A 24,988-nucleotide genomic window follows, 5' to 3' on the forward strand; every position below is an offset into this window, starting at 1 on the left:
TGACGGTCGGTTTGTCGCCGATCCCTGCTCTGGGTCACCCATCATAAGCCTGAGCTGGTCGAATACCTGAAAGCTGGCTTTTGCCGACAGATGCCCCTTCGCACCTTCGCTCTGCAGCCATCGAGGCAGCGGTAACTGAGAGTTCCTGGTGCGCGTATGGCTGCAGAGCAAAGTCGCCGAAGAGGCACCCCGCCCCTCCCTGGGAGGTAACTATCAGTAACCGGCCTCTGGTGCGGCGGCAGAAGGGCTGGCCTGCGCAGGCGTCATCGGCGCGTCCCGCCCGGGTGGCCGTCTCACCGAGCAGGACGGTGCCAGGACAGGACGGCGCAGGGCACGACAGCGCAGGGCAGCGTCGGAGGGGCCGACGCAAGCGGCAAAGCCAGGGCAGGCCTCAGCGCAAAGAGGCGCGGGCGGAGAACGCGATGCTGGCCAGCAGGAACCCGCCGTTGACGACCGTGAACGCGACCATCAGCCAGAGCGCCAGCGCGGGGGCGAACGCCAGCACCAGGCCGGCCACGAAGATCACGGCGCCGTAGTCGCGCACCAGCTTGACCAGGCGTACCGGGAACGAGGTCGAGGTGACCATGCTCGCCGCGTTCGGCCCGGACTGCATCACCGAGGTCACCAGGTTGACCATCCAGGTGCCGGCGAAGGCCGCCACCAGCCAGACCGGCGTGGACGGGCGCTGCGCCACGGCCGTGGCGGACAGGGCGGCCACCAGCGCGATCTGGGCGGCCACGTCGCAGAGCACGTCGACCCGGGCCCCGGCCGCGTTGTTCTGACCGGTCACCCGGGCGAGCTGACCGTCGGCGCAGTCGAGCGCGTACGCGATCTGCCAGGCGACCAGGGCGACCAGCCCGACCACCCAGGCCGGGACGGTGCCGGCGGCCACGTCGTCGGCGAGCGCCACCACGGTGACCGAGGCGGCCAGCCCCAGCACCAGGTTGGTCAGCGTCAGCGCGGTCGGGCGCAGCCCCAACCGCTGGGCCGCAAGCGCGAACGCCGCCCCGATCCACTGGCTGATCGACTCGCTGAACAGGCCGCCTCCCCGGTTGACCCGGTGGAAGTCGGCGACGGTGGGACGGGGCTCAGCCAATGTGGTCGCGGAGGGCACCGGCGTAGTCTGCCAGCCGCTCCCGCGTCTCGGTAGCGGACATCGCGAGGTGTTCGAGGATGGTGTAGCGGTCCGGCCGGGTGGCGGGCGCGAACTGCACCGCCTCCACGAACTGGTCGTCGGTCAGCTCGACCTCGGCGGGCAGGCGGGGCAGCCCGTGCCGGGTCAGGCAGGCAGCCATCTCGGCGAACCGGCGCTCGTCGCCGCGCAGGAACGTGCAGAACAACGCGCCGAGCCCGGCCAGCTCGCCGTGCGAGGCGGTGCCGGGGAACAGCGCGTCGATCGCGTGCATGATCTCGTGGCAGCCGCCGCTGCACGGCCGGCTGGTGCCCTCGATCGCCATCGCCAGACCGCTGGAGATCAGCGCGTCGGCGAGCACAGTGACGAAGCCGTCGTCGCTCATGTCGCCGGGGTGGTTGAGCACGGCCTCGGCGCCGGCCCGCGACAGCGAGGCGGCCAGCCCGTCGACCCGCTCGCCGCGTACGCGCCGGGCGAGTTCCCAGTCCGCGAGCGCGCTGATGTTGCTGATCACGTCGCCGATGCCGGCCCGGTTGTGCCGATCCGGCCCGGCGTCCACGAAGTCCAGGTCGACGATCACCGCGATCGGGATGTGGACGCCGTAGGAGCCCTTCAGGCCCTCGGTGATCAGGCTGGCCACGGGGGAGGCGATGCCGTCGTTGGCGAGGCTCGTCGCGACCGAGACCATCGGCAGCCCACGCCGGGTCGCCGCGTACTTCGCCACGTCGATCGTCTTGCCGCCGCCGATGCCGACCACCGCGTCGTACGACCGGCTGCGCAGCTTCGCTCCCAGGTCGTCGGCGGCGTCCAGCGTGCCCCCGGCGACGGTGAACACGTCCGCCGAGCGCAGCGACGGCCGGAGCAGTTCGGCGATCCGTTCGCCCTGCCCCGGCCCGACCACCACGGCGACGTCGCCACCGGCCGAGATCCGGCCGTCGGACAGGATCGCCGCCAGGTCGGCCACCGCGCCCCGCCGCACGTCGATGTGCAGCGGGGTGAGGACGCTGCGGGCTAGTAGCGGCACGCGATCTCCCGCGCCCGGGCCAGATCGGCGTGGTTGTCGACCTCGACCCAGGAGACGTCGCCGATCGGGGCCGCCCGCACCTCGCCACCGCGCTCGGCGAACTCCTGGTAGCCGTCCTCGTAGTAGAGGTTCGGGTCACGCCGCCAGGTCGTCTCCAGCGCGTCGGCGAGCGGCACTGCCACCTGCGGCTCGATCAGCGTCGCGCCGATGTACTCGCCGTACGCCTCGCCCGGGTCCATCAGCTTGGTGATGCGGGTGAGCTGGCCGGCCGCGTCGAAGGTGGTCTTCATCTCCTCCTCGGCCAGCGGCTTGAGCGTGTCCACGGCGAGCAGGATGCCCGGACCGCGCTCGGCCAGCAGCGTCTTCTCCACGCTCACCGGGTGCACGGTGTCGCCGTTGACGAGCAGCACGCCCCGGGAGAAGTGCTCCCGCGCCAGCCAGAGCGAGTACGCGTTGTTCCACTCCTCGGCCTTGTCGTTGTGCACCAGGTTGAGCGTGACGCCGTACTTCTCCTCCAGGGCGGCCTGGCGCTGCCGCACCGCGTCGGCCGCGTAGCCGACCACGATCACGACCTCGTTCAGCCCCACCTCGGCGAGGTTGCGCAGCGCGATGTCGAGGATGGTGGTCTCCCCGTCGACCGGCACCAGGGCCTTGGGCAGGGTGTCGGTGTACGGCCGCAGCCGGCGCCCCGCACCGGCGGCGAGCACCATCCCGATCATGCCGACACGCTCCTCTTCTCGACCCGATTCCACCCGGCGAGGATATCGCCGGGCACCGACCCGCAGTGGTTCAGCCCGTCAGCCCGTCAACCCGATCGAGCGCAGCGCGGCGAAGCCGTCCTCGGCGATCCGCCGAATCAGCCCCTCGTTGACGTCCCGGTGCTCGTCGAGCAGCGCGATCTCGGACTCCGCCAGCCAGCGGAACTCGGTGTGCTTGCCGGGTTCCAGCCGGGGCCGGCTCAGGTCGCCGTCCACCCGGACCAGGAAGTCGGTCTCCACCCGGGTCAGCCCGTCGTCGGCGGTGTACCGGTATTCGCCGACCAGGCCGAGCACGTGCGAGACGGCCCAGCCGGTCTCCTCGGTGACCTCCCGGCACAGCGCGTCGTCGATCTCCTCGCCCGGTTCGAGGTGCCCGCCGACGATGTCCCAGCAGTTCGGGAAGAGGCGTCGCTCGGGTGATCGGCGTTGGATGAAGATGCGGGCGTCGTCGTCGACGATCAGCGCGCCGGCGCAGCGGAGGGGCTCGGTAGGCACCCTCCGACAGTAGCCATCCGCGCCGTCTGCGGCGATGCCCGTTCTTGTCCCGGTACGCATCGAGGGCCCACCATGTCCGTACTCAGTCGCCGTCCCACAGGGGTGATGTGTGATGCAGGTACGCGAAGCGATGTCCAGCGAGGTACTGGTGGTCGGGCCGGAGCACACGCTCCGGCAGGCGGCCCGGATGATGTCGGCCCGCGGTGTCGGGTCGGCGGTCGTGATCGACCCGGACTCCGAAGGGGTCGGGATCATGACCGAACGCGATGTGCTGAAGGCGATCGGCGCCGGGCTCGACCCGGATGTCGAGCGCACCGGCGCACACCTGACCTGGGACGTCGTCTACGCCGGCCCGGACTGGACGGTCGAGGAGGCGGCCGCGGCGATGGCCCGGGGCGGGTTCCGGCACCTGGTCGTGCTCGACGGGCGGGAGGTGGCGGGAGTGATCTCGGTACGGGACCTGATGCGGGTCTGGGCGGGAGAGCACGCGCCGAACCGGACCTGATCCTCCCCCGGGCGAGGGAGAAGCCGGAGAAAGGGCGATGGCCCGGCCGATACCGGCCGGGCCATCGTCGTGCTGTTCGGTCGTGTCCGCCCGTCAGGGGCCGACGAAGACCGAGGTGCCGCGCCAGTCCACGTCGTCGACGGCCGGGCCGCTGCGCACCGTGGCGGAGCCGGTCGGCACGCCGTCGGACCAGGCCATCGAGGACAGGTTGCCGTTGCTCCGGGACACGACGTAGAGCGTGTCGCCGTCCAGGAACAGGCCGCCCGCGTCGGCGAAGGCCGTGGTGCCGGTGACGGTGTTGCGCTCGGCGCCGACGGTGCCGGTGTCCGGCGCGAACTGACGCCAGAACAGCGTGCTCTGACCGGCCAGCGAGTAGTAGATCCGGCCGCTCTTGTAGAACATCGCGGTCACGTTCGGCAGTTCGGCGGCGAAGTTGCCGGTCATGCCGGCGTACGTGGAGCCTTCCGGCGCGGAGCCGGTGACGACCGTGTCCCACTTGGCGTCGTGGTACGGGTCCAGCTTCTTCGGGGTGCCGAACTCGCTGCCGTCGAACGAGCGCTTGTAGAGGTCGCCGCCGACGCCGTAGAACAGGTCACCGCCGACCCAGAACGCGCCCTTGACGCCCGACCAGCGGGTGCTGTCCGCATTCGGCACCGACATCGCGTTGCCGACCGAGGTCGCGCCGTCGTACGTCCGCTTGGTGATGCTGTCGACGGTGGTGGCCGGCGGCACCGGGGGCAGCTTGACGATCTCGATGCCCTGCACCAGCGGGTTCTCCAAGACGCGACCGAAGTCGATGTCGATGTTGCCGTCGCTGGTGATCGGGAACGCGCGCATCGTGCCCCGGTTGGTGGCGCCGATCGAGGCGATCGGATCGAAGTTGCTCAGCTTGACCACGCCGTCGATGGTCACGTTGAACTTGCGCTTGCCGGCGGTGGCGGTGCCGGCCCAGCGGTTCGCCAGGTAGAGACGCACCTGCACCGGCGTGCCGGCCGGGACCGGGAAGTCCCACTGCATGTCCGGCGCGGGCGACTCGTCCCACCGCTCCGCGTTGAACAGCTCGACCGGCGTGCCCGACGGCACCGTGCCGTCGAGCGAGGCGTTCGTGGTGTAGCTGGTCACCTGGTTGCCGGCGTTGTGGTAGGTGCTCGGCGCGGTGGCGCTGTCCGCGGCCCAGGCCGGTCCGCTCGGCGCGGCCAACTGGTCGCCACCGGCGTTGACCCGGTAGAGCACGTCCGAGGCGTCCGGCGTGGGCGCGGTCTTGACGATCTCGATGCCGTGCAGCAGCGGGTTCTGGAGCACCCGGCCGAAGTCGATGTCGACGACGCCGTCGCTGACCACCGAGATGGACTGCATGGTGCCGCGGTCGGTCCCGCCGGCGGCGACGACCGGGTCGAAGTCGTTCAGCTTGAGCACGCCGTCGACGCTGACGTCGAACTTGCGGGCGCCCGGCTTGCTCGTGCCGGACCAGCGGTTGCCCATGTAGATCCGGACGTCGACCCGGGTGCCGGCCGCGACGGGGATGTCCCACTGCATGTCCGGCGTGGTCGCCTCGTCCCACCGCTCCGTGTTGAACAGCGTGGCCGGCGTGCTCGCCGGCACGGTGGGGTCGAACGTCGCGTTCGTGGTGTAGCTGGTGACCTGGTTGCCGGTGTTGTGGTACGGGCTGGGCTCAGTGGCGCTGTCGGCGGCCCAGTCCGGCCCGCCGTCGGTGGCCGGGATGGCCGGGCCACCGGCGTTGACCCGGTAGAGCACCTCGGTCTGCGCCGCGCGACCGGCCTGGTAGACGTTGCCCGGCAGGCCCTTGGTGCTGGTCGAGTGCGGGGCGTTGCCGCCGTCCAGCGGGAAGAAGGCGAGCCGCTTGCGCTGGTAGTCGAAGTTGCCGATGTACTCCTGGTCGCTGCCGAGCCAGAGGCCCTCCTGGGTCACCAGCATCTCGGTGACGCCGTAGCCGCGCGGGTGGCGGCCCGGGTTCCAGGACAGCGGCAGGCCGCTCGCCGGGTCGAGCGCGGCGATGCTGGCCCGCGGCACCGCGCCCGGTCCGGCCTTGTCGCGGGCGAGCGGGTTGTTCGACCAGCGGAAGTGACCGCCGACGTAGATGGCCTTCTCGCTGATGCCGACGGAGAGGAACGTGTCGCCGCCGCTGAAGTTCGTCCAGGTCGGCTTCTGGCCGTCACCGGTGGCGGCGGTCTCCCAGCGGGCCGCGGAGTCGCAGAGCGTGCCCGGGTACGACGCGCCGGTGGTGACCACGACGAAGTACTTGCTGTCCGGGGAGAACTGGATGTCGCGCACCCACGAGTCGAACGCGGTGTACTTGCAGGCCGCGGAGTAGCCGTCGGTGTTCCAGTCGGCGACGGTCGCCGAGTTCGCACCCAGGTTGATCCGCACGATCTGGTCGTGCACGACGCCGTCGGCCTTCTTGAAGTTGCCGATCACCACGAGGTGCTTGCCGTCCGGCGAGACGGTGAACTTCTCCACGCCGACACCGGCCGAGGCGCCGTTGTTGGTCGGGGTCCAGTTGTGGTTCTCGGTGAGCGCCACGGTGAGGTAGTCGTCCACCGCGCCGGTGGTCGGGTTCAGCGAGGCCAGCCCGTTGCGGTTGATCGTCGCGGTCGCCGTGGTGAAGATGCCGCCGACCAGCAGGTGGCCGTCGACGAGCGCGATGTCGTTGACGGTGCCGTTGAACGCCGGGCCCTTGAAGCCGTCGACGGGGGTGCCGTCGGCGACGTTCAGCAGCACCAGCTTGCGGAAGTTCTTGTCACCGACCTTGTTGAACTTGCCGGCGACGTAGACGGTGTCCGGCGTCGGGCCGGCGATGACGGCGGTGACGTCGTTGTCCAGCACCGGCGCGAACGCGTTGTCAATCTTGCCGGTCGCCTTGTCGAAGGCGAGCAGCCCGCGGCGGTCGACCGGAGTGGGTGAGGAACCCCGGTTCTGCGCGTTCGTGAACGAGCCGCCGACGATCACCTTGCTGCCGGCGTCGTAGATGGCCAAGACGTTGCCGTCGTTGATGTTCGGCGTCTTGTCCGAGGGCACCTCGCCGACCATCGTGCTGTGGTCGGGCGCGGGTGCCGAGGCCGGCGCGGCGAGCGCCGGCACCGGTGTGAACAGGGTGGCGATGCCGAGCACGGCAGCGCCGAAGGCGGACACCGAGCGGTGTCTCAGGATCGAGGAAGCCACAGGCTACTCCGGGGGGAAACGTCGGAGGCGCTGCGATCGTGGTCGGTGCCGACATGAGGCGGGGCGTCACTCGACCGACCGCAGACGTGAGAGCAATACCTTCTCGCATTCAGGCGTCGCCCGTCCACCCGGGTTCGGCCTTTTTGGCCGAGGAAACGGCCCGGGTCACACGAAAAGACGAGCGACGATCACCTGGTGGACACAGAGGGTTGCCCTGAGGGAACACTCAGGTCGGGCAGAGGCGGCTGGAAGTACGGGTCGGTCGCCATCTCCCGAAAGACCCGCTCGCTCTCCGGGTCGTCGCCGAACGTGCTGTCGTACAGCGGCTTCTCCGTCTGCCGGGCCGCGAAGTAGACCGCGCCCTTGATCTGCGGGTGCTTCTTCAGGTACGGCCCGACCTCGCTCATCCAGTCGGCGCGCTGGCCCGGCCGCCCGTCCTGGGTCAGGCCGTACTCGCCGATGATGACCGGCCGTGGGTGCTTCTTGGCGAAGTCCATGAAGTGGTCCATCCGGTCGGTGAAGCTGTTCCACTCCGGGCTGGGATAGACGTCCGCGCAGAGCCAGTCGACCTGGTCGTCGCCGGGGTAGTAGTCGGCGGCCCGGCGCTGCGGCTCCGCGAACCCGTCGGCGTGCGGGCACCAGACCCAGGCGGCGTTGGTGACGTTCATCTCGGTGAAGATGGCGCGGACGTGCTTCCAGGCAGCGACGTAGTCCTCCGGCGAGTGCATGCTCGCGGCCAGGTTCGGCCGGTCCATCTCCCACCGGTAGCGCAGCAGCACCGGAACGCCGAACTCCTTGACGTCCTTCGCGCGTTGCCGGATCAGCGTGTCGTAGACGCCGCTGACCGTGGACCGGGTGTCGGTGCCCTGCCACGAGATCATCTGGAGCTTGCCCCGGGCCTGGAACAACTTCTCGGTGTTGCCCGGGAACGGCTCGTTCCACTCGTGGAACATGTGCGCGATGGCGAGTTTGCCGCCGGCCGCCTGGTTGAACGCGTCGAACGCCGCGGCCCGTCCGGTGGCGTTGTGGTACTGCGGCTTGACCCAGGCGCCGAGCCAGGCCCCCTCCTCCGGCAGCTCCGGCCCGCGGCCGGTGGTGCGGACCGGCGCGGTCCGCGGTGTCACGGTCGGCGGGGGCGGCACTGCCGTCGTCGCCGTCCCGTCGGGCTGCTCGGAACCGAAGTCGCAGGCCGCCACCGCCGGAGCCAGGAATGCCAGGCCCAGCACGGCAGCCATCGTCAGTCGTAACCGTCGTACCACCGCAACCTCTCCCCAGGACGGTCGCCGACCACGGCATGAGGGCCCTGCGATCCGCGGGGGCGGAGAGGCACGCCGGGCCTGGCGGGCGACCCCTGGCACTCTACCTGTGACGCGGCGCTCAGGCGGGGTAGCCGAGTTCCGTCAGCAGCGGCCCGGCCTGAGCCATCACGTCGGCCAGGTCCTTTTCGGTCAGTCGCTGCCGCCAGCGGCCCACCGAGCCGGGCCGTGCCTTGGCGAAGCGGGCGTGCAGCGCCTCCCGCCCGGCCGGGTCGCCGACCTCCAGGAAGTCGGCCACGATCTCGGCCGCCTCCGCGGGGCGGGTGACGACGTCCTCGTACCGCAGGTGCCGCACCCGGTCCGCCGGCAGTTCGGCGAGCTGGGTGAGCGCGCTGCCGGTGAAGCGCCGCCACATCCAGGCCGACCGGCCCAGGTCGGAGACCTGTGTGAACTCCTCGCGCCGCTCCGGCTCCACCCAGAACCGGGGCGCGGCGCCCCACGGCGTGCCGCCCCGGCCGCTGCGGCCGCTCCCGGTGGACGCCGCGTTCAGCCAGGGCTGCTCGGCGTGCGACACCGCCACGTCCCGCCCGTCCCGGTAGACGTGCAGGAACACCGCGTCGGGGAACACCTCGGTCAGGAACGGCACGATGAAGCAGTTCTCCGGATCCTTCTCGGCGAAACGCAGTCCACCGTGTCCGGACGCGGCGAGCAGCGCGCCGTAGTAGCCGCGGAAGTAGCGGGCGGCCCGCTGCGGCGTCCAGCTTCCCTCGTAGACACAGCGGGCGACCGCCTTGGTCAGCCGCGGTTCGAAGTGGTACGACACGTCCGGCAGCGCGCCGACGCAACTGCCGAGGAACGTGGTGCCGGAGCGCGGGGCGCCGAGGATGAAGATCGGCCGCTCCACCTTCAGGGTGAGCCGGCGGCCACCCGCCTCCACCGGCCGTTCCAGCTCGCGGCGCTCCTTGCGGTCGGCCAGCAGCCCGACCGCGGCGAGCTTCGCGGCCTTCACGGTGGACAGCCCGGAGGGCGAGGTGAGGGGGGAGTCGCTTGTCATCGAAGGTCCCATCGGTGCGCAGGATCGGTCAGGACTGGGCGGCCGGGTCCGCCCCGGCCCGGTTGCGGCCACGGCGCAGGGCGCGCAGCGCGTCGAGGTGCAGGGTGCGCCGCCAGCGCCAGACACCCGCCGCGTACGCGGCCAAGCCGGCGGCGGCCACCAGCGCGAGCACCAGCGGATCGGCGCCGAGCAGGCTCGCCGCGCCCAGCGGCACGCCCAGCGCGACCACTGCCAGCGCCATCGCGGTACGGGTGCCGGCGCCGAACGGGTGCAGCCGCATCGACCACCAGAGCTGCGTCAGCGGCACCAGGTTGGTGACCAGGATCGAGACGGTCCAGGCCAGGGCCGCGCCGAGGATGCCGTAACGCGGGATGAGCAGCAGGTTCCCGACCACGTTGAGCACGGTGCCGGTCATCGCGTTGTAGAACGTCCACGCGGTGCGCCCGGCCATGTTGAGCACCATGTCGACCATGCCGCAGCCGGTTGCCAGCAGCATCGTCAGCGCCAGCAGCAGCACGACCCGGCGGCCGTCGCCGTACCCGGATCCGAACAACGCCAGCATCGGCGTGGCAAACGCCGCGAAGATCAGGTAGGCGGGCCAGGACAGCAGCACGAGCCAGCCGGTGGCGGCCTGGTAGAGCTGGCGCGCCTCGGCCGGGTCGTCGCGGGCGAACGCGGCGGCCAGCCGGTGCTGCACCGAGCTGGACAGCGCGACGCTGGAGAGCTGACCGAGCGCCAGGAACCGGGTCGCGGCCGTGTAGACGGCCGCGTCCGCCGGCCCGCGCAACGCGCTGAGCAGCACGATGTCCAGCCGCTGCACCACGATCGCGGCCAGGCTGCTGATCGCCCGGGGCCCGGTGAACCGCCAGAACGGCCCGGCCAGCTCGCGCGCCGGCACCGGCCGGGTCACCTGCCGCCCCGCCCGGCCGACCAGCCGGCTCAGCCAGAGCAGCGCGACCGCCGCGGCGATCAGGTACGGCACCACCCAGGCCAGCGGCAGGCCGACGGTGGCGGACAGGCCGAGCCACGCGGCCACCGCAACGCCCAGGAACTGCACCAGCGTGCGGCCCAGCCGCTCCACTGTGAGCAGCGGGCGCATCTGGCCGAAGCCACGGCAGGCGGCGAGCGCGTAGTCGTTGAGCGCGGCCAGCGGCACGAACGCCAGCAGGATGCGCAGCGCGGTCACCGCCTCCGGGCCGGCCTCCGGCATGGTGGCCCGCGCCAGCGCCGGTGCGGCCAGCCAGCCGGCCAGCCCGAGCAGCGTGCCGACCACCAGCACCGGCAGCAACCCGGCCAGGATCGTGCCCCGGATCTGGTCGCGGCGGTCGAGGGTGCGCTGGCGGCTGACGAAGTAGACGGTGCCGACGTCGGTGCCGAGCCGGGCCGCCGAGGCGGCGATCATGAACGCGCTGGTGGCCGCGAAGAACATGCCCGCCTCGCTGACCGACCAGCCGCGGGCGATGACGATGTTAAGACCGAAGCCGGCCACCGCGGCCAGCCCGACGCCGACCAGGTTGGCGAAGCCCTGCCGGGCCGCGCCGCCCAGCCCCGCGCCCGGCCCGGGGGGCGGTGCGGTGAGCGTCGGGGTGCCGCCGGCGTCGGTCCGGGTCACCGCCGCCACGACGGCACGCGTCCCCACCACGTCGCCAGCCGCTCGTCGTACGGCGCGAAGTGGTCCTCCAGCCGGGTCCGCAGCTCCATCGACATGGGCGAACGGGAGCGCGAGTTGTGCTTGCCGAACGCGATGTCCGCCCAGCGGGGCAGCCCGAGGAAGTCGCAGACCGCGTCGAAGGAGGGACGCGGGTCGGCGAAGAAGTCGTCGCTGTCGATGACGTGCATCCGGTCCCGGCCGACGAGCGCCTCCAGGCGCTCCAACTGCTCGATGTAGCGGCCCCGGGCCAGGTACGCGTTGTGCTGCAGGTGCTCGCTGGCGTACGACGCGGAGCTGATCATGCGCTCCCGCTCGCCCGCCGTACGGGATTCCTCCAGCGCGAGCGCCCGCTCGAAGTCCGCCTCGGGCTCGTAGCCCCGGGCCAGCTCGTGCGAGTGCGCGGAGTAGGCCCGCTCCACCGGGTCACGCAGCAGCACCAGCAGCTTCACCGACGGCAGGTCCCGGGCGATGCGCTGCCCGGCCAGCGGGTGGAACATGTAGTACGGGCTCGACTCGCCGGTGATCCCGCGTACCCCGATCTGGGCCTTCACCGCCTCGGCCTTGCCGTTGGTGGGGAAGTGCCCGAGGTACCAGCTCATCCCCCGGTGGTAGTCCATGTCGAAGTAGTGCACGCCCTTGTGGTACGCGGGCGGCAGCACACCGGGATGCTGCGAGAGCGTCTTGAACAGCGAGGTGGTGCCGCAGCGCTGCGCCCCCACGATCAGGAATCCCGGCACCATCCGCGAACCGGCCGTCAGCCGTCCGACCGTCCGGCTCACCGACTTCACCGCGCGGAGCGCCTGCTCCTTGGCTACCGTCACGTCCCCACTCCTCACTCTCACCGGGCCCGGCGGGCCAGGTGTTCCTCAACGGCGGGCAGCAGCCAGGTGTCGACGTGCCCCAGCCGCGCACCCGCCTCCGCCTGCCGGTCCCGCAGGTAGCGCGCCGCCAGCTCCACCAGGTAGAGCACGGTGACCAGATCGGCGCCCCCACCGGTCTGGTCGAACGGCGCCAGGGTGGGCCCGGCGCCGGCGATCAGCGCCCGGGCCGCCTCGACCGGCTCCACCCCGTCGTGGCTCATCGCGCCCTGCACCGCCAGGTGCAGCGCGTCGTATCCGGCCGGCACGTCCGCCTCGAACCGTTCCCAGTCCCAGACCAGCACCCGGCCGTCCGCGAGCACCGCGCTGTTGCCGCCGTTCCAGTCCCCGTGCCAGGCGCCGAAGGCCACCACCGGGTCGGCGTCCGCGACCGACTTCAGCGCCGCGCGCAGCCGGCCGGCCTCCGGCCGCGGGCCGAGCGCGTCCACCGCGGCGGTGAGCCGCGTCGCGTGCCCGCTGCCCGCCCACGACTGCTTGCGTACGCCGAGACAGCCGGCGACCGCCACCATGGCGGCGCGTTCGGCCGCCTCCGCGGCGGCCGGGGTGGCCCGGGGCAGCCGCACCGGCAGCGCCTCCTGCACCAGCAGCGCGTGGCCGTGCCAGTCGCCGTGATGGCGTACCCCGGCCAGGACCACCGGCCCGAGCGGCACCTCTGCGAGGCGGCGCAGCGCGTCGGCCTCCGCGTGCACGAGCGCGCGGGTCAGCGGGTCGACGCCGAGCTTGGCGTACCCGAGGGCCCGGCCGTCCGGGGCGAGCAGCTGCAGCACCGGCTTGCGGTTCGCCCGCGCCGGCCCGATGTGCAGGCTCACCAGCGCCGGCTCGCCGAGCACCTCGGCCAGATGGGCGTCCAGCCCGCCGCCGTCGACCACCAACCGGTCGCGGAACACGAGCGGGCCCAGCCCGAGCCGGAACGCGGTGGCCAGCCCTTGCCGGACCAGCTTGGCCTTGCGGCCGACCGCCTCGGTGGAGTGCCGGACGGCGCTCGCCGCCGCCCGGCCCGAGCCGGTCGGCACCAGCAGCCGGGGACGGGCCGCCGAGGGCACCACCACCCAGCCGGCGCCGCCACGCCGCAGGCTGGGCTCCGCCGGCGCGGGCCAGATCAGCCCGGCCAGTTCACCGAGGTACGCGGCGCGGCCGTCGCCGTCCGGGGGTACGCGGAACACCATCAGCGGTCACCGGTCTTTTCCAGTCGGGCCCGTAGCCCGGCGATCGTGCCCTGCGGTGCTGCCGGCGCGAGCGACCGGCGTATCCGGTCGTTGCGGGCCAGCAGGGCGACCGTGATCAGGGCGTAGGCGAGCGTCGCTTCCATCACCCCGTAGGTGAACTGGAAGAACAGCATGAGGATGAGGACGAGCGTGCCGGCGATCCCGATCGCGCTGTGGTCGCGCCGATAGCGCCAGATGGCGTAGATGAAGAAGGCGTTGTAGCAGATCGCGCCGACCCAGCCCTGCCCGACGAGCAGCGCCCAGAACTGGCCGTTGCTGCCCAGCTCCCGGTTGCCGCACTGCTTGCAGTCGTCTGACTTGCCGATCGCGATGGACCGGTTGCTGCCGATCAGTGCCCGGTTGCCGCCGTACCCGAGGATCGGCGAATGGTTCGCCGCGGTGACCGCGCCCTGGGACAACGTGGTGCGGATGTCGTCGCTGTGCCCGTTCTGGAGGCGTTCGTCGAAGGTGCGGCCGAGTGGTGTGGCGATGATCAGGACCCCGATCAGCCCGACCGCGAGGGCGAGTCCGCCGAGCACCACCATCCGGCCGCGCAGGGCGAGCCGCAGCGCGACGTAGGCGGCGGCGATGCCCAGACCGATCCACAGGCCGCGGTTCAGCGAGTAGACGATCGGGAAGATCGCCGCCAGGGCGATGGCCAAACCGGCGGTGCGGCGCAGCGGCTTGCCCAGCACGATCCAGCCGGCGATCAGCCAGATCAGCAGGATCGCGGTGTTCTCGCCCCACGAGTTCGTGTAGGTGAACGGCGCGGACGGGCGGGGCGAACTGGCCTCCCCCTCGATCACCTGCTGGACCTGCGCGAACTTGATCTCCATCAGCGAGGAGACGTACGGGTGGCCGGCGATCGACTGGGGCAGGACGAAGCGCAGCGGCGCGACCAGCTTGAGGTTCGGGAAGAGCGAGCCGATCCAGCCGCCGAGCACCACGACCACGCCCATGAACCCGAACAGCCGGACCATCCGGCGCTGGGAGAGCTCCCGTTGCCGCAGGTTGTAGACATAGAGCATGGCCACGGTCATCGCGATGTAGTTGGCGAGCCGGATGCCCCAGCCGATGTACTTGCCGCTGCCACCGGGGGACAGCGTGTTCGGCGCGGTGAGGTCGAGCGTGAGCACCGACAGGAACACCCAGAGCAGCAGGATCATCCAGATCCCGAAGCCGGGCGGCACCCGGACCGGGCCGCGCCGGCGCATCTGCACCACCATCGGCACCGCGAAGATGACGAAGACGAAGCTCGACACGCCGAGCACCCACCACAGCGGGTACAGCAGGAAGAGCGAGATCAGCGGCCATGCCGTCGGCAGCCGCCACGACCAACTCTCCGGCCGTGCCGTCACCGGCCGGAGGCGGTTCCCGCCCGGCGGCGAGACCGCCCCGACCGGGACCGTCCCGCGCGCGGTGCGGGGCGGGGTGGCGGTGCTCATTTCACGGAGACCTTGGCGGTGGTCGGCGCGTAGATCACCCACGCGTTGCCGGGCTGCGGACGCAGGAGGTCGCCGCCGGTGTCGGCGAGCGTGCAGACCATGCCCAGGCCGGGCTTGCGCCACCGGCCCTTCGCGCTGTTCGGCCCGGACACGGCGAGCACCGCGCCCTCACCGAAGACGTTCGCCGAGGGCAGCGAGCGCGGGGACGGGTTGCGTACGTCGAGCGTGCGGTACTCCATGGTCAGCACGATGACGGAGGCGGCGGTCACGGTGACCTTGCCGACCTTGCCGGCCCAGACGGACTTCGCCTGGTCGTACCGCCAGACCATCGGCGGGCCACCGGCGACGGTGACGGTCAGCTCGGTGGCCGGCGCGATGTCGTGGACGGCGAGCGGATCGCCCTCACCGGCGTGGTCGATCGGCGGGGTGGGCGGCTGGCCGCCCTTCGGGGCGGCCTTCAGCAGCGCGGCGGTCGACGTGTAGTCGCCGGAGAAGACCTTGCTGTCGTCGTCGGGAGTGACGCCGTCGAGGTCGGAGTTCTCGAACTGGGTGAGGAAGCCGGTGGGACCGCCGTCGTACCCGACGAACGGGCGCAGCACCGCGAGCGACCGGATGTCGACCGGCCGGATCTCGGTGACCGGGCCGATCTTGGCGGCGTCCCTGGAGTGGAACACGGCGGTCAGGTGCAGCGTGTCGGACTCGGCGAACTCGGCGTACACCAGGTCGGCGGCCTCCAGGCCGGCCGGGGTGGTGGCGGGGCTCACCCGCAGCGGCACCGCGACCGCCTGGCGGGTCGCCGCGGCCGGCGTGCTCACCGGCGCACCGGTCAGCGGGCCGGCCGGCAGGCTCGGCGAGGCACTGGCCGCCGAGGGCGAGGCGGTGACGTCGCCCGGGTCCACCACCTGGATCTTGCCCGGCTTGGGCTCGGGCTCGCTGCACCCCGTGCCGACGCCGAGGACGACGGCCGGGGCGAGGGCGGCGCGGAGCATCTGCCGCCGGTTCACCCCAGGTCCTCGCCGGAGTCGAGGGCGTAGCTGCGACCGTCGCCGTCACCCCGGGAGCGGTACGTGCCGCCGGTGCCGTTCAGCGGTGCCGGCTTACCCGGCCGGCCCTGGCTGCCCGGTGCGGGCGGGGTCGGCGGGGCGGGCGGCGGGGTGGCCTTGCCAGGAGCCGGCTTCGCCGGGGCGGGGCGGGAGGACTGCATGCGCGGCAGGACCATCGTCGACTCGGCGGACGGGCCGGGGCTCGGCCGGGGCTTGGGCCGGTTGGCCGGGGTCGCCGGCGCGCTCGGCGTGCTCGATCCGCTCGGCGTGCTCCCGGCCGCCGGCCGGGCGGTGCCGCCCGTCGGTGCGGGCAGGCGCGGGGCCAGCACGGCGCCGATCACCGGCGCGTTCACCTGCTCGAACTGCTGCAGGGCGGCGGTGATCTCGCCGCTGCGGGTCTTGCCCGCCTCGGCCACCATGATCACCGCGTCGACGTACCGGCCCAGGGCCTGGGCCTCCACGGCGTACGTGGGCTGCGCGGTCTCGATGATCACGTGGTCGAAGCGCGCGGACAGCTCGTGCATGATCTCCAGCAGCCCGGCGACCGGCAGCTCGACCTCCGCGTCCAGGTCGCCCGGCACCAGCACGCGGAGCTGGCCCAGCCCCGGCACCGGCGCCAGCGCCTTGAGCGGGGGGACGTCGCGGCGGAGCACCGAGGCCAGGTTGTGCCGCCCCTCGGCCACGCCGGTGATGGTGCCCAACATCGAGTCGGGCTTGGTGGTGATCAGCGCGACCTGCTGGCCGGTGCGGGCGTACGCGGCGGCGAGGTTGGCGGCGACGAACCCGGCGGCGGTGCCGGCCGAGGCGCCGCAGAGCAGCAGTTGGCGGCCGCGTCCGCCCTGCGCCGGTTCGGGCACGGCGGACAGCAGCACGTTGCGCAGCCGGCCCAGCTCGCGGGAGACCCGGTGGGTGGGCGGCAGGACGGCGAGCGAGGGCGTCCGCGACGGCAGCTCCACGAGCAGCGGCAGGCCGACCCGGTCGGAGATGTCGCGGCCGCGCCGGATCCGGGTGTCCAGCCGGTCCAGCACCAGTGCCAGCACGATGCCGAGCAGCAGACCCGCGCCCATGCCGCTGGCGAGGTTGAGCGTGCGGTTCGGCGAGCTGGGCGAGTCGGGCAGCCGGGCGTCGGAAATGATCTCGCCCGGGTCGGAGCCGGCCGAGACCAGCGGGCTGAGCCGGTTGTTCAGGCCGGTGATCTGGTTGGTCACGACGCTCCGCTCGGCCTCGGCCCGCTCCCGCTCCGGCGAGTTGGACGGCGCCGCCGCGATCCGCCCTGCGATGCCGCTGAGCTGCTTGTTCAGCTCGGCGATCTGCTGCTTGAGCGCGTTCGTCTCGTTCTCCAGCGCCTTCTGCGCGGTGGCCTTGCGCAGGTCCAGATACGCCTGGGCGAACGCGTGCGAGCCGGACTGGGCGCCCTCGGGGCTGTTCGCCTCGTACACCACCTGGAGGATCTGGCTGTTCGGCGGCACCTTGACGGTCACCGACTTGACGAGCACGTCGGCCCCGGTGTCGACCTTCATCAGCGCCTTGGCCCGTTCGGCCACCACGAGCGAGCGGACCACCTGGGCCTCGGTGTCGAGGTTGACCTTGGCGTTGGGGTTGCTCTCCGCCCCCGCGCCGAGCGGGCGCACCAGCAGCGAGGTGGTCGAGGTGTAGCGCGCTTCCTGAATCTGGCTCAGCGCCAGCCCACCACCAAGGCCGAGGGCCGCGGCGAGCAGCAGGATCCACCAGCGGCGGCGCAGCCAGCCCAGGTAGGCCATCAGGGCAAGACCGTCAGCGTCGCTCTCGGCCAAATGGGGTGAGGGCATCAGAGTCTGTCGCTCCCTTTCGACCGAGCCGGGCAGTCCACGGCACAGCTGGACCTGACCGTGGCCTTGAGTGTCCCCGATCCGAACGACGAGGGAAAGTCTGCTCACGTTCCGGTAAGCCTGCCCGGGTGTGGGCAGCCCGCGTAGAAATGGTCGATCGGCGCTGACCATTTGGCGGGTTTCCCGGTGTCGGGCCCGACCTGCCCCCGGACAAGCCGGCGTCACCGACGGCCCTCGTGCGGAGCGGTGACGGAATCCTGACACATCTCGCTTTCTTCCGGTGGCCCGGCCCGGCGTCCCGGGCGAACCGGACTGACCTGGTCGATGGTCCGTCGGTGCACGTCCCAGTGACGGGAATCGAGGAGTGAGCCGACCGGCGCATCAGTATCCGTCCAACGGCCCCTTCAGTTGCCCAGGGCCGCGCCAGTAGGTTGTCAGGACGCGTCCGAGGGGCATTCACAAAATTCCGGACGCGGTCGTCCGCGTACGGGGAGGAAGTCTGTGGTGAGCGGGTCAACCGAGGACTCGGGGCAGGTCCTGCTGGTGGGTTCCAGTGGCGGGCACCTGGCCCAGCTCCTGGCCCTGGAACCGTGGTACCGGGAGCGGCGCCGCGCATGGGTAACGTTCGACACCCCCGACGCCCGCTCGCTGCTCGCCGGTGAGGACGTGGTCTGGGCGCACCACCCCACCACCCGCAACGTCAAGAACCTGGTACGCAACGCGTTCCTCGCGCTCAAGGTGATCCGCCGTCGTCAGGTCGACGCGGTGGTCACCACCGGCGCCGGGGTCGCCCTGCCGTTCGTGGTGGCGGCCCGGATGCGCAGGATCCCCACGGTCTACATCGAGGTGTACGACCGGATCGACAGCGCGACGCTCACCGCCCGGCTCTGCCGCCCCTTCCTCTCCGCGATGCTCGTGCAGTGGGACGAGCAGCGCCGGATGTACCCGGAGGCGACCGTCGTGGGGAACCTCCTGTGATCCCCCGGCAGCGGGACCGGCGCTCCGCGGCGCCGTACGTGCTCGTCGTGGTCGGCACCGACGTGCACCGCTTCGACCGGCTGGTGGGCTGGCTGGAACGCTGGCACGCGAACCGGCCCGAGGTCCGGCTGGTCCTCCAGTACGGGCACAGCCGCACCCCGGCCCTGCCCGAGGCCACCCCGTTCCTCGGTCACGACGAACTCCAGCGGGCGATGGCGGAGTCGACGCTCGTGGTCAGCCACGGCGGCCCGGCCACCATCACCGAGGCCCGCCGCAACGGCCACCTGCCGATCGTGGTGCCCCGCGACCCGACGCACGACGAGCACGTCGACAACCACCAGCAGATGTTCTCCCGCCGGCTGGGCGCGGCGGGCATGGTGCGGCTGTGCGAGTCCGAGGCCGAGCTGGTCGCCGCGCTGGACGAAGGGCTGGCCGACCCGAGCCGGTTCGTGCTGGCCGCCGACCCGAACCGTCCGGACCCGCGCGCCGAGGCGGTCGCCCGGGTCGGCGCGGTGATCGACGAGCTGGTGGCCCGCCGGGTACGACAGCGAGCACTCGGGCGTCGCGGATGAGCGCCCCGGATCCGGCGCCGCCGCGGGTCCTGTTCGTCGGCGGTCTCGGTCGCAGCGGGTCGACGTTGCTGGAACTGCTGCTGGCGCAGAGCGCCGACGTGTGTGCCGTCGGCGAGGTGGTGCACCTGTGGGAGCGGGCGCTCGGCGCCGACGAGCGGTGCGGTTGCGGTGAGCGGTTCACCGCCTGCCCGTTCTGGCGGCAGGTGGGCGATCAGGCGTTCGGCGGCTGGGCCGCTGTCGACCGGGACGACGTGCTGGCCCTCAAGGACCGGGTCGACCGGACCCGGCACATCCCCCGGCTGGCGAAGGACGCGCTCCCGCCGGACCAACTGGCCGACGTGCGCCGCTACGCCGACCTGTACACCCGGATCTACCGGGCCGCGCTCTCGGCGACCGGCGCGCGGGTGGTGGTCGACTCCAGCAAGCACGCCTCGCTCGCCTTCGCGTTGCGCTGGGCCGAAGGGCTCGACCTGCGGGTGCTGCACCTGGTCCGGGACAGCCGGGCGGTGGCGTACTCGTGGGGCAAGCAGGTGCGCCGCCCCGAGGTGGTCGACGGCGAGGACTTCATGCCGACCTTCTCGCCGTTCGAGGTGAGCAAGCTGTGGACCGCGCAGAACGCCGCGTTCCACCTGCTCGCCTCCCGGGCGAAGGTGCTGCGGCTGCGGTACGAGGACTTCACCGCCGACCCGGCCGGCACCGTACGCGGGGTGCGGGACTTCGCCGGCCTGCCGGACGACCCGGCGGCGCTGCGCATCCTGTCCGGGGCCGACGGGACCGGCGTGGCGTCCGAGCCGGCCGCGCCGTTCCGCGCGCACAGCGTCGCCGGCAACCCGCTGCGGTTCAGCGGCGGGCCGTTGACGGTGCGCCGGGACGAGGCGTGGCGGGACCGCCTGCCGCGCCGCAGCCGTGCCGTGGTCAGCCTGGCCACGCTTCCCCTGCGGGTCCGCTACGGCTATCTGGGCCAGCGGGGACCCGACGAGTCCGTGGAGAGAGCATGAGTGGGCCGAGTATCTCGGTCGTCGTACCGACGCGGGACCGTCCGGAGCTGCTGCGTGCGGCGCTCGAGGCGATCCTCAGCCAGGCGCACCCGGGCCTGATCGAGGCGATCGTGGTCTACGACCAGTCCGAGCCGGACCGGTCGCTGGAGAGCGACCGGGGGGACCGGCGGGTCCGGGTGATCACGAATACCCGTACCGCCGGGCTGGCCGGCGCGCGCAACACCGGCATCGAGGCGTCCGTCGGCGACTGGGTGGCGTTCTGCGACGACGACGACGAGTGGCTGCCCGGCAAGCTGGCCGCCCAGTTCGGTGCGCTCGACACGCACCCGGACGGCGCGCTGGTGAGCTGCGGCATCCGGGTCAGCTACGACGACCGTACGGTGGACCGTTCACTGGACCGCGCCCGGATCTCGCTGGAGGCGCTGCTGCGTGACCGGCTCACCGAGCTGCACCCGTCCACGTTCCTGATCCGCCGGGCCGCGCTGCTCGACGCGATCGGCCTGGTCGACGAGCAGATCCCGGGCAGCTACGCGGAGGACTACGAGTTCCTGCTCCGCGCCGCCCGTTACGCCCCGCTGGTGAACGTGGAGAGCCCGTACGTGCTGGTCCGCTGGCACAAGCGGTCCTACTTCGCGCAGCGCTGGGAGACCATCTCGACCGCGTTGCAGTGGCTGCTGCGCCGCTACCCGGAGTTCGCCACGGTGCCGCACGGCGAGGCGCGGGTGGCCGGTCAGATCGCCTTCGCGCAGGCCGCAATGGGCAACCGGCGGGACGCGGTCCGCTGGGCCCGGCGCACGCTGGCCCGTAACCCGAAGGAGCCGCGCGCCTATCTGGCGCTGGCCGTGGCGAGCCGGGCGGTACAGGCCGACCGGGTGCTGCGCACCCTGCACAAGCGCGGCCGGGGCATCTGAGCCGTACGCGAAACGGGCGGGCGACCTCGGTCGCCCGCCCGTCGTCGTTCCGCCGTGGTCAGGCCGTGCAGAAGGACTTCCACGCCTGGATGCTCGGCTGGTCGAGCAGCCGGAAGTCGCCCTGGCTGACGGTCTGGTTGTAGTACGCCACGAACTCCGGCCGCTGGCCGTTGAGGAAGCCGGTCATCGACCGGATCCAGGCCGCCCGGCCGGCGCCCGCGTCACCCGGGACCAGGTCGCTGCCGGTCTCGGCGACGCCCCACGGCTTGCCGAGCGCCTTGGACTTGCTGATCATCGCGCCGTAGATCTCCTGCGGCGGGGCGTACCGCTTCCACTTCTTGCCCCAGTTGTAGCAGTCCCAGCCGAGCGCCTCGATCACGTCGCCGCCCGGGTAGAACGCGTCGAAGCTGCGCCCGGACTTCGGGTCGAGCGTCCAGCACATCAGGATCAGCGTGTTGATCAGCTTGGGGTTGCCCGTCCGGTCGGCCAGGCCGGCGATCCGCTTCCACGCCGTCCGGTACGCCGCCGTGCTGAACGCGCCGCGCTCGACGTCGTCCTCCGGCTCGTGGAAGTACGACCAGTAGACGTTGTGCTCGCGCGGAATCGAGGCGAACCAGGAGGTCAGGCGGGAGTCGAACTTGCCGGTGTTGACCTCCTGCGGCGACGCCTTGAACGACACCACCACGGTCCGGTCCACCACGTCGGCGCGGCTGCCGGACCAGGCCGGCGGCAGGCCGGGGAAGAAGATCCGGGCCATCCGCAGCTTGCCGAAGGTCCGGTCGGACCGGGCCAGCGCCTGGCCGAAAGTCTCCCCGTTCTGCACGCCGATCGAGGCGCCGGGCAGCGTCAGTCGCGTACCGGCAAAGCCCGGCCCGGCGTTCGCGGAGGCCGACGGGCGAGCCGAGGGCTTACCGCCGAGACCCTGGTCGGCGCCGGGGGAGGCACTCGGCGCGCCGGGCGTGCCCGGGCCCATCGAGCTCGCCGCCCCGACCGCGCCCGGCGCCTCGCCGGCCTGCGGGTTCGCGGCGTCGGGCCGCAGCGCGGCCACCGCGACCCCGCTGCCGGCCACGGCCAGCGCCAGGGCCGCCGCCAGGGCGACGCGCCAGCGCCGCCGGGAGCCGCCGGATGATGGCGGAAGAGCCGGGGCGAGCGGCGGTGCGGGCGGCTGGCCCGGCCCATCGGCGGCCGGTCCGTGCGGAACGTCCACCGGGGGCGGTCCGGTCAGGGTGGCGGTCGCCGCGGTGCCCGCGGCCCAGCCTGCCTCGCCGGCCGGGCCGACCCGGCCGGGCTCGTCGTGCGGCGCCCAGCCGGCGTAGCCGTCCGGCGCCGGCCCGGCCTGCGCCGCCCAGGCGTCGTGGTGCGCTTCACGCTGCGGCGCCCAGCCGTTCGCCGTGGCGGGCACGGGCTCCCAGCTCGCCGGGTCGTGCCCCGGCCCGCCGTGGTGACCGGCGTCGGGCCGGTCCCGCTCGGGCCAGGGCAGGTCACCGTCGAAGCGGGCCGGCGGTGGCGGCGTGCTCTCGGCTTCCGGCCAGGGCAGCGAAGGGTCGCCCCCCTGGCGCGGAATGTCCTGACCCGGCCACAGGCCGGTCGGCTGCCCGAAGGCATTGTGCGGCTCTCGGTCGACCGGCATGACCCTCCCTGGCTGTCGGCGGCCCGTGTCGGGGCTCAGATCGTCATGCATCCCTGCCCGACGATAACCCTCATCCACCCGGCCGTTAGTACCGTGACACTCAGCCGAACGCTTCACCCTGCCTGCCGGTGACGGTCGAAGCGGGCATCTCGACCCCGGTCCGGGCGATCGCGTCGAGCAACTGATCGGCCAGTTCGGGCCGGCAGACCAGCAGATCGGGCAGGCGCGGGTCGGCGCGGTTGTAGCGAAGCGGCGAACCGTCGATCCGGGACGCGTGCATGCCCGCACCGAGCGCCACGGCGACCGGGGCGGCACTGTCCCACTCGTACTGACCGCCCGCGTGGACGTACGCGTCGACCTCGCCGGTCACCACCGCGCAGACCTTCACACCGGCCGAACCCATCGGCACGGCGGTGGCGCCGAGCATCTCGACCAGCTCGCCGACGAACGCCGGCGGGCGGCTGCGGCTCACCGCGATCCGGATCGGCCCGTCGGACGGCTTCGGCTGCGGGCAGTCGGTGCCGAGCACGAGCTGCGCACCGTCCCCTGTGGTCCGGGCCGGCATGCCCACCGCACCGGCGATCAGCGCGCCGTCGGGGGCGGCGGAGCGCTGCCAGAGCGCCACGTGCACCGCCCAGTCGTCGCGTCCGGCCTCGGAGAACTCGCGCGTGCCGTCCAGCGGGTCGATGATCCAGACCCGGTCCGCCTCGTGCCGGGGCGCGCGCTCGCCGTCCGCCCACGCGCGGCGCGCGTCGGCCTCCTCCTCGGAGAGCACCGCGTCGGCCGGCCGCAGCCGGGCCAGCGCCGCCGTCATCAGCTCGTGCGACGCGCGGTCGCCGGCGTCCTTGAGCGCCTTCGGGTCGGCGAAGCCCTGCCGGTCCCGCAGCGCGGTGAGCACCGCGCCGGCCTCGACCGCCAGCCACTGCGCGAACCGCTGGTCGTCGAGCCGTCCCGCCTCGTCCTCGGTCACGAGCCCCATCCCTTGTTCTCCCGGGTCTGCCGTGACCCGTCATCCTTCGGCGTCCGGTCGGACCGGCGCCAGCGTCCGTCGGATCGTAGACAGGCGCGAGGTGTTCTCGGATCCCCCGGACGCACCGGTGACCCGGCCGGCCGCCCGCATGTTGAACTTCGCGTGTATCGCGGTCGGACCCGCCGAGCCAGGCCCTAGGCTCTGCGCATGACCGCCGAGCAGCTGATCTCGTTCGCCCGTGGCGCGCCTTCGCTGGACATCGTCGATGTCGAAGGGCTCAAGGCCGCCGCCGTCCGCGCCTTCGACGCCGACCCCGCCGGGGTCACCGCGTACGGCACCTCCGTCGGCTACCCGCCGTTGCGGAAGTGGATCGCCGAGAAGCACGGTGTCGAGGCCGACCAGGTGCTGATCACCAACGGCTCGTTGCAGGCCGACGCGTTCCTCTTCGACCACCTGGTCCGCCGGGGCGACGCGGTGGTGGTCGAGCGCCCGACGTACGACCGCACGCTGCTCAACCTCAAGCAGATGGGCGGCGAGGTGCACGGCGTGACGATCCAGCCGGACGGCCTGGACACCGCCGAGCTGCGCAAGCTGCTGGAGTCCGGGGTACGCCCGCGGCTGGCGCACGTGATCCCCAACTACCAGAATCCGGCCGGCGTGACCCTCTCCCTGGAGAAGCGTCGTGAGCTGCTGGATCTCGCCGCCGAGTACGACTTCACGATCTTCGAGGACGACCCGTACGCGGACATCCGGTTCCGGGGCGAGCCGCTGCCCTCGATGCTGTCGATGGACACGCGCGGCGTGGTGGTGCACGCCTCCAGCTTCACCAAGACGGTCTGCCCGGGCGTGCGGGTCGGCTACCTGGTGGGTCCGGCCGAGCTGATCGCGGCGATCGCCAAGCGGGCCACCAACCTCTACATCTCGCCCGGCATGGTGGCGCAGGCGATCGTGCACCAGTTCTGCGTCTCCGGCGCCATCGAGCAGTCGATCCGGACGGTCCGCTCGGCGCTCGGGGAGCGGTCGGCGGTGCTGGCCGAGTCGCTGCGCCGGCACATTCCGGAGGCCCGGTTCGTGGAGCCGGACGGCGGCTACTTCCTCTGGGTGGAGCTGCCGGAGGACGTCGACGTCGACCGGCTCGCGCCGGCCGCGGCCGAGCGCGGCGTGGCGGTGGTGAAGGGCAGCGACTTCATGATCGACGGCGGTCGGCACGCGCTGCGGCTGGCGTACTCGGCGGTGACTGCGGACCGGATCGACGAGGGTGTGCGGCGTCTCGCCGAGGCGATGGCCGCCGTGCGCGGCTGATTTCTGTCGGGTTTCTGACAAAACGGCTCGCGGTCCGGTCCGGCTCTCCCGCCGGACCGGCCGACACCCCACAATGCTGCGAGTGCCATTCACCTTTCGCCGGTGACCGGCCCGTACACCGGCCCGACCGGCCGGGCCGGCGGTACGCCCAGCATCACTCCCGCCCCCCAAGGGGTGCCGGGTGGGCCGTGTC

General features: G+C 72.4%; 21 protein-coding genes. 6 read left to right on the top strand and 15 right to left on the bottom strand.

The genetic code is table 11. The annotated features are described in order from the left end of the window. Positions 1 to 391 precede the first annotated feature (391 nt). From ACFYON_RS18630 to ACFYON_RS18645, 4 genes are all read right to left on the bottom strand, one after another. Positions 392 to 1,114, bottom strand: coding sequence for a CDP-alcohol phosphatidyltransferase family protein (locus tag ACFYON_RS18630; protein WP_355093756.1), 723 nt, complete (start codon positions 1,112 to 1,114; stop codon positions 392 to 394). After that, a complete protein-coding gene (locus ACFYON_RS18635) occupies positions 1,089 to 2,156 on the bottom strand; it encodes an iron-containing alcohol dehydrogenase family protein (protein ID WP_354866648.1) in 1,068 nt (355 codons plus the stop codon). Before ACFYON_RS18635 ends, ACFYON_RS18630 begins: the two co-directional genes overlap by 26 nt. Continuing rightward, positions 2,144 to 2,875 (bottom strand): phosphocholine cytidylyltransferase family protein, encoded by a 732-nt coding sequence (locus tag ACFYON_RS18640; protein WP_355093762.1) that lies wholly within the window; start codon positions 2,873 to 2,875, stop codon positions 2,144 to 2,146. Before ACFYON_RS18640 ends, ACFYON_RS18635 begins: the two co-directional genes overlap by 13 nt. A 78-nt stretch (positions 2,876 to 2,953) precedes the next feature. Continuing rightward, complete coding sequence (locus ACFYON_RS18645) at positions 2,954 to 3,409, bottom strand: NUDIX domain-containing protein (RefSeq protein WP_355093758.1); 456 nt, start codon at positions 3,407 to 3,409, stop codon at positions 2,954 to 2,956. A 112-nt stretch (positions 3,410 to 3,521) separates the two neighbouring features. Between ACFYON_RS18645 and ACFYON_RS18650 the strand changes: the two genes are divergently transcribed. Further along, on the top strand, positions 3,522 to 3,914 hold the full coding sequence (locus tag ACFYON_RS18650) for a CBS domain-containing protein (RefSeq protein WP_354866652.1): 393 nt from the start codon (positions 3,522 to 3,524) through the stop codon (positions 3,912 to 3,914). Between the two features lie 93 nt (positions 3,915 to 4,007). Here ACFYON_RS18650 and ACFYON_RS18655 read toward each other — a convergent pair whose 3' ends face one another. The 9 genes from ACFYON_RS18655 to ACFYON_RS18695 all read right to left on the bottom strand — a co-directional run bounded on the left by ACFYON_RS18655 (position 4,008) and on the right by ACFYON_RS18695 (position 17,434). After that, positions 4,008 to 7,094 carry a malectin domain-containing carbohydrate-binding protein gene (locus tag ACFYON_RS18655; RefSeq protein WP_357709933.1) on the bottom strand — a complete coding sequence of 1,029 codons (3,087 nt, stop codon included), beginning with the start codon at positions 7,092 to 7,094 and terminating at the stop codon, positions 4,008 to 4,010. 188 nt (positions 7,095 to 7,282) lie between these two features. Next, a complete protein-coding gene (locus tag ACFYON_RS18660; protein WP_354866656.1) occupies positions 7,283 to 8,329 on the bottom strand; it encodes a glycosyl hydrolase in 1,047 nt (348 codons plus the stop codon). A 142-nt stretch (positions 8,330 to 8,471) separates the two neighbouring features. After that, positions 8,472 to 9,404, bottom strand: coding sequence for a sulfotransferase (locus ACFYON_RS18665; RefSeq protein ID WP_354866658.1), 933 nt, complete (start codon positions 9,402 to 9,404; stop codon positions 8,472 to 8,474). 28 nt (positions 9,405 to 9,432) lie between these two features. Next, on the bottom strand, positions 9,433 to 11,046 hold the full coding sequence (locus ACFYON_RS18670; protein ID WP_355014938.1) for a flippase: 1,614 nt from the start codon (positions 11,044 to 11,046) through the stop codon (positions 9,433 to 9,435). Beyond that, positions 11,013 to 11,876, bottom strand: coding sequence for a sulfotransferase domain-containing protein (locus ACFYON_RS18675; RefSeq protein ID WP_354866662.1), 864 nt, complete (start codon positions 11,874 to 11,876; stop codon positions 11,013 to 11,015). The genes ACFYON_RS18670 and ACFYON_RS18675 overlap by 34 nt, the downstream gene beginning before the upstream one ends. 17 nt (positions 11,877 to 11,893) lie before the next feature. Continuing rightward, positions 11,894 to 13,099 (bottom strand): hypothetical protein, encoded by a 1,206-nt coding sequence (locus ACFYON_RS18680; protein WP_354866664.1) that lies wholly within the window; start codon positions 13,097 to 13,099, stop codon positions 11,894 to 11,896. Next, positions 13,099 to 14,583, bottom strand: coding sequence for an O-antigen ligase family protein (locus ACFYON_RS18685; protein ID WP_354866665.1), 1,485 nt, complete (start codon positions 14,581 to 14,583; stop codon positions 13,099 to 13,101). Before ACFYON_RS18685 ends, ACFYON_RS18680 begins: the two co-directional genes overlap by 1 nt. Further along, positions 14,580 to 15,587, bottom strand: coding sequence for a DUF3048 domain-containing protein (locus tag ACFYON_RS18690; RefSeq protein WP_354866667.1), 1,008 nt, complete (start codon positions 15,585 to 15,587; stop codon positions 14,580 to 14,582). The genes ACFYON_RS18685 and ACFYON_RS18690 overlap by 4 nt, the downstream gene beginning before the upstream one ends. Continuing rightward, positions 15,584 to 17,434, bottom strand: coding sequence for a Wzz/FepE/Etk N-terminal domain-containing protein (locus ACFYON_RS18695; protein WP_354866669.1), 1,851 nt, complete (start codon positions 17,432 to 17,434; stop codon positions 15,584 to 15,586). Before ACFYON_RS18695 ends, ACFYON_RS18690 begins: the two co-directional genes overlap by 4 nt. 501 nt (positions 17,435 to 17,935) lie before the next feature. On the opposite strand from ACFYON_RS18695, the gene ACFYON_RS18700 reads away from it, so the two are divergent. From ACFYON_RS18700 to ACFYON_RS18715, 4 genes are read left to right on the top strand one after another with little or no spacing between them, the layout of a single operon-like run. Next, positions 17,936 to 18,412, top strand: coding sequence for a UDP-N-acetylglucosamine--LPS N-acetylglucosamine transferase (locus ACFYON_RS18700; RefSeq protein ID WP_354866671.1), 477 nt, complete (start codon positions 17,936 to 17,938; stop codon positions 18,410 to 18,412). Further along, the gene (locus tag ACFYON_RS18705; RefSeq protein ID WP_355014937.1) at positions 18,409 to 18,984 is read left to right on the top strand and encodes a glycosyltransferase; all 576 of its coding nucleotides are present in this window, start codon (positions 18,409 to 18,411) and stop codon (positions 18,982 to 18,984) included. Before ACFYON_RS18700 ends, ACFYON_RS18705 begins: the two co-directional genes overlap by 4 nt. Then, on the top strand, positions 18,981 to 19,982 hold the full coding sequence (locus ACFYON_RS18710; protein ID WP_354866675.1) for a sulfotransferase: 1,002 nt from the start codon (positions 18,981 to 18,983) through the stop codon (positions 19,980 to 19,982). The genes ACFYON_RS18705 and ACFYON_RS18710 overlap by 4 nt, the downstream gene beginning before the upstream one ends. Beyond that, positions 19,979 to 20,893, top strand: a complete 915-nt coding sequence (locus ACFYON_RS18715; protein ID WP_354866677.1) for a glycosyltransferase family 2 protein — start codon at positions 19,979 to 19,981, stop codon at positions 20,891 to 20,893. Before ACFYON_RS18710 ends, ACFYON_RS18715 begins: the two co-directional genes overlap by 4 nt. 58 nt (positions 20,894 to 20,951) lie before the next feature. Here the strand turns inward: ACFYON_RS18715 and ACFYON_RS18720 are convergent, their stop codons facing one another. Together ACFYON_RS18720 and ACFYON_RS18725 are read right to left on the bottom strand one after the other, a co-directional pair. Further along, on the bottom strand, positions 20,952 to 22,523 hold the full coding sequence (locus tag ACFYON_RS18720) for a hypothetical protein (RefSeq protein WP_354866679.1): 1,572 nt from the start codon (positions 22,521 to 22,523) through the stop codon (positions 20,952 to 20,954). Positions 22,524 to 22,623: 100 nt separating this feature from the next. Next, complete coding sequence (locus ACFYON_RS18725; protein ID WP_354866681.1) at positions 22,624 to 23,502, bottom strand: 3'(2'),5'-bisphosphate nucleotidase CysQ; 879 nt, start codon at positions 23,500 to 23,502, stop codon at positions 22,624 to 22,626. Between the two features lie 198 nt (positions 23,503 to 23,700). On the opposite strand from ACFYON_RS18725, the gene ACFYON_RS18730 reads away from it, so the two are divergent. After that, on the top strand, positions 23,701 to 24,795 hold the full coding sequence (locus tag ACFYON_RS18730) for a PLP-dependent aminotransferase family protein (RefSeq protein ID WP_354866683.1): 1,095 nt from the start codon (positions 23,701 to 23,703) through the stop codon (positions 24,793 to 24,795). The last annotated feature ends 193 nt before the right edge of the window (positions 24,796 to 24,988 follow it).

The sequence above is a fragment of the Micromonospora sp. NPDC005686 genome, assembly GCF_042871665.1.
Taxonomy (GTDB): domain Bacteria; phylum Actinomycetota; class Actinomycetes; order Mycobacteriales; family Micromonosporaceae; genus Micromonospora.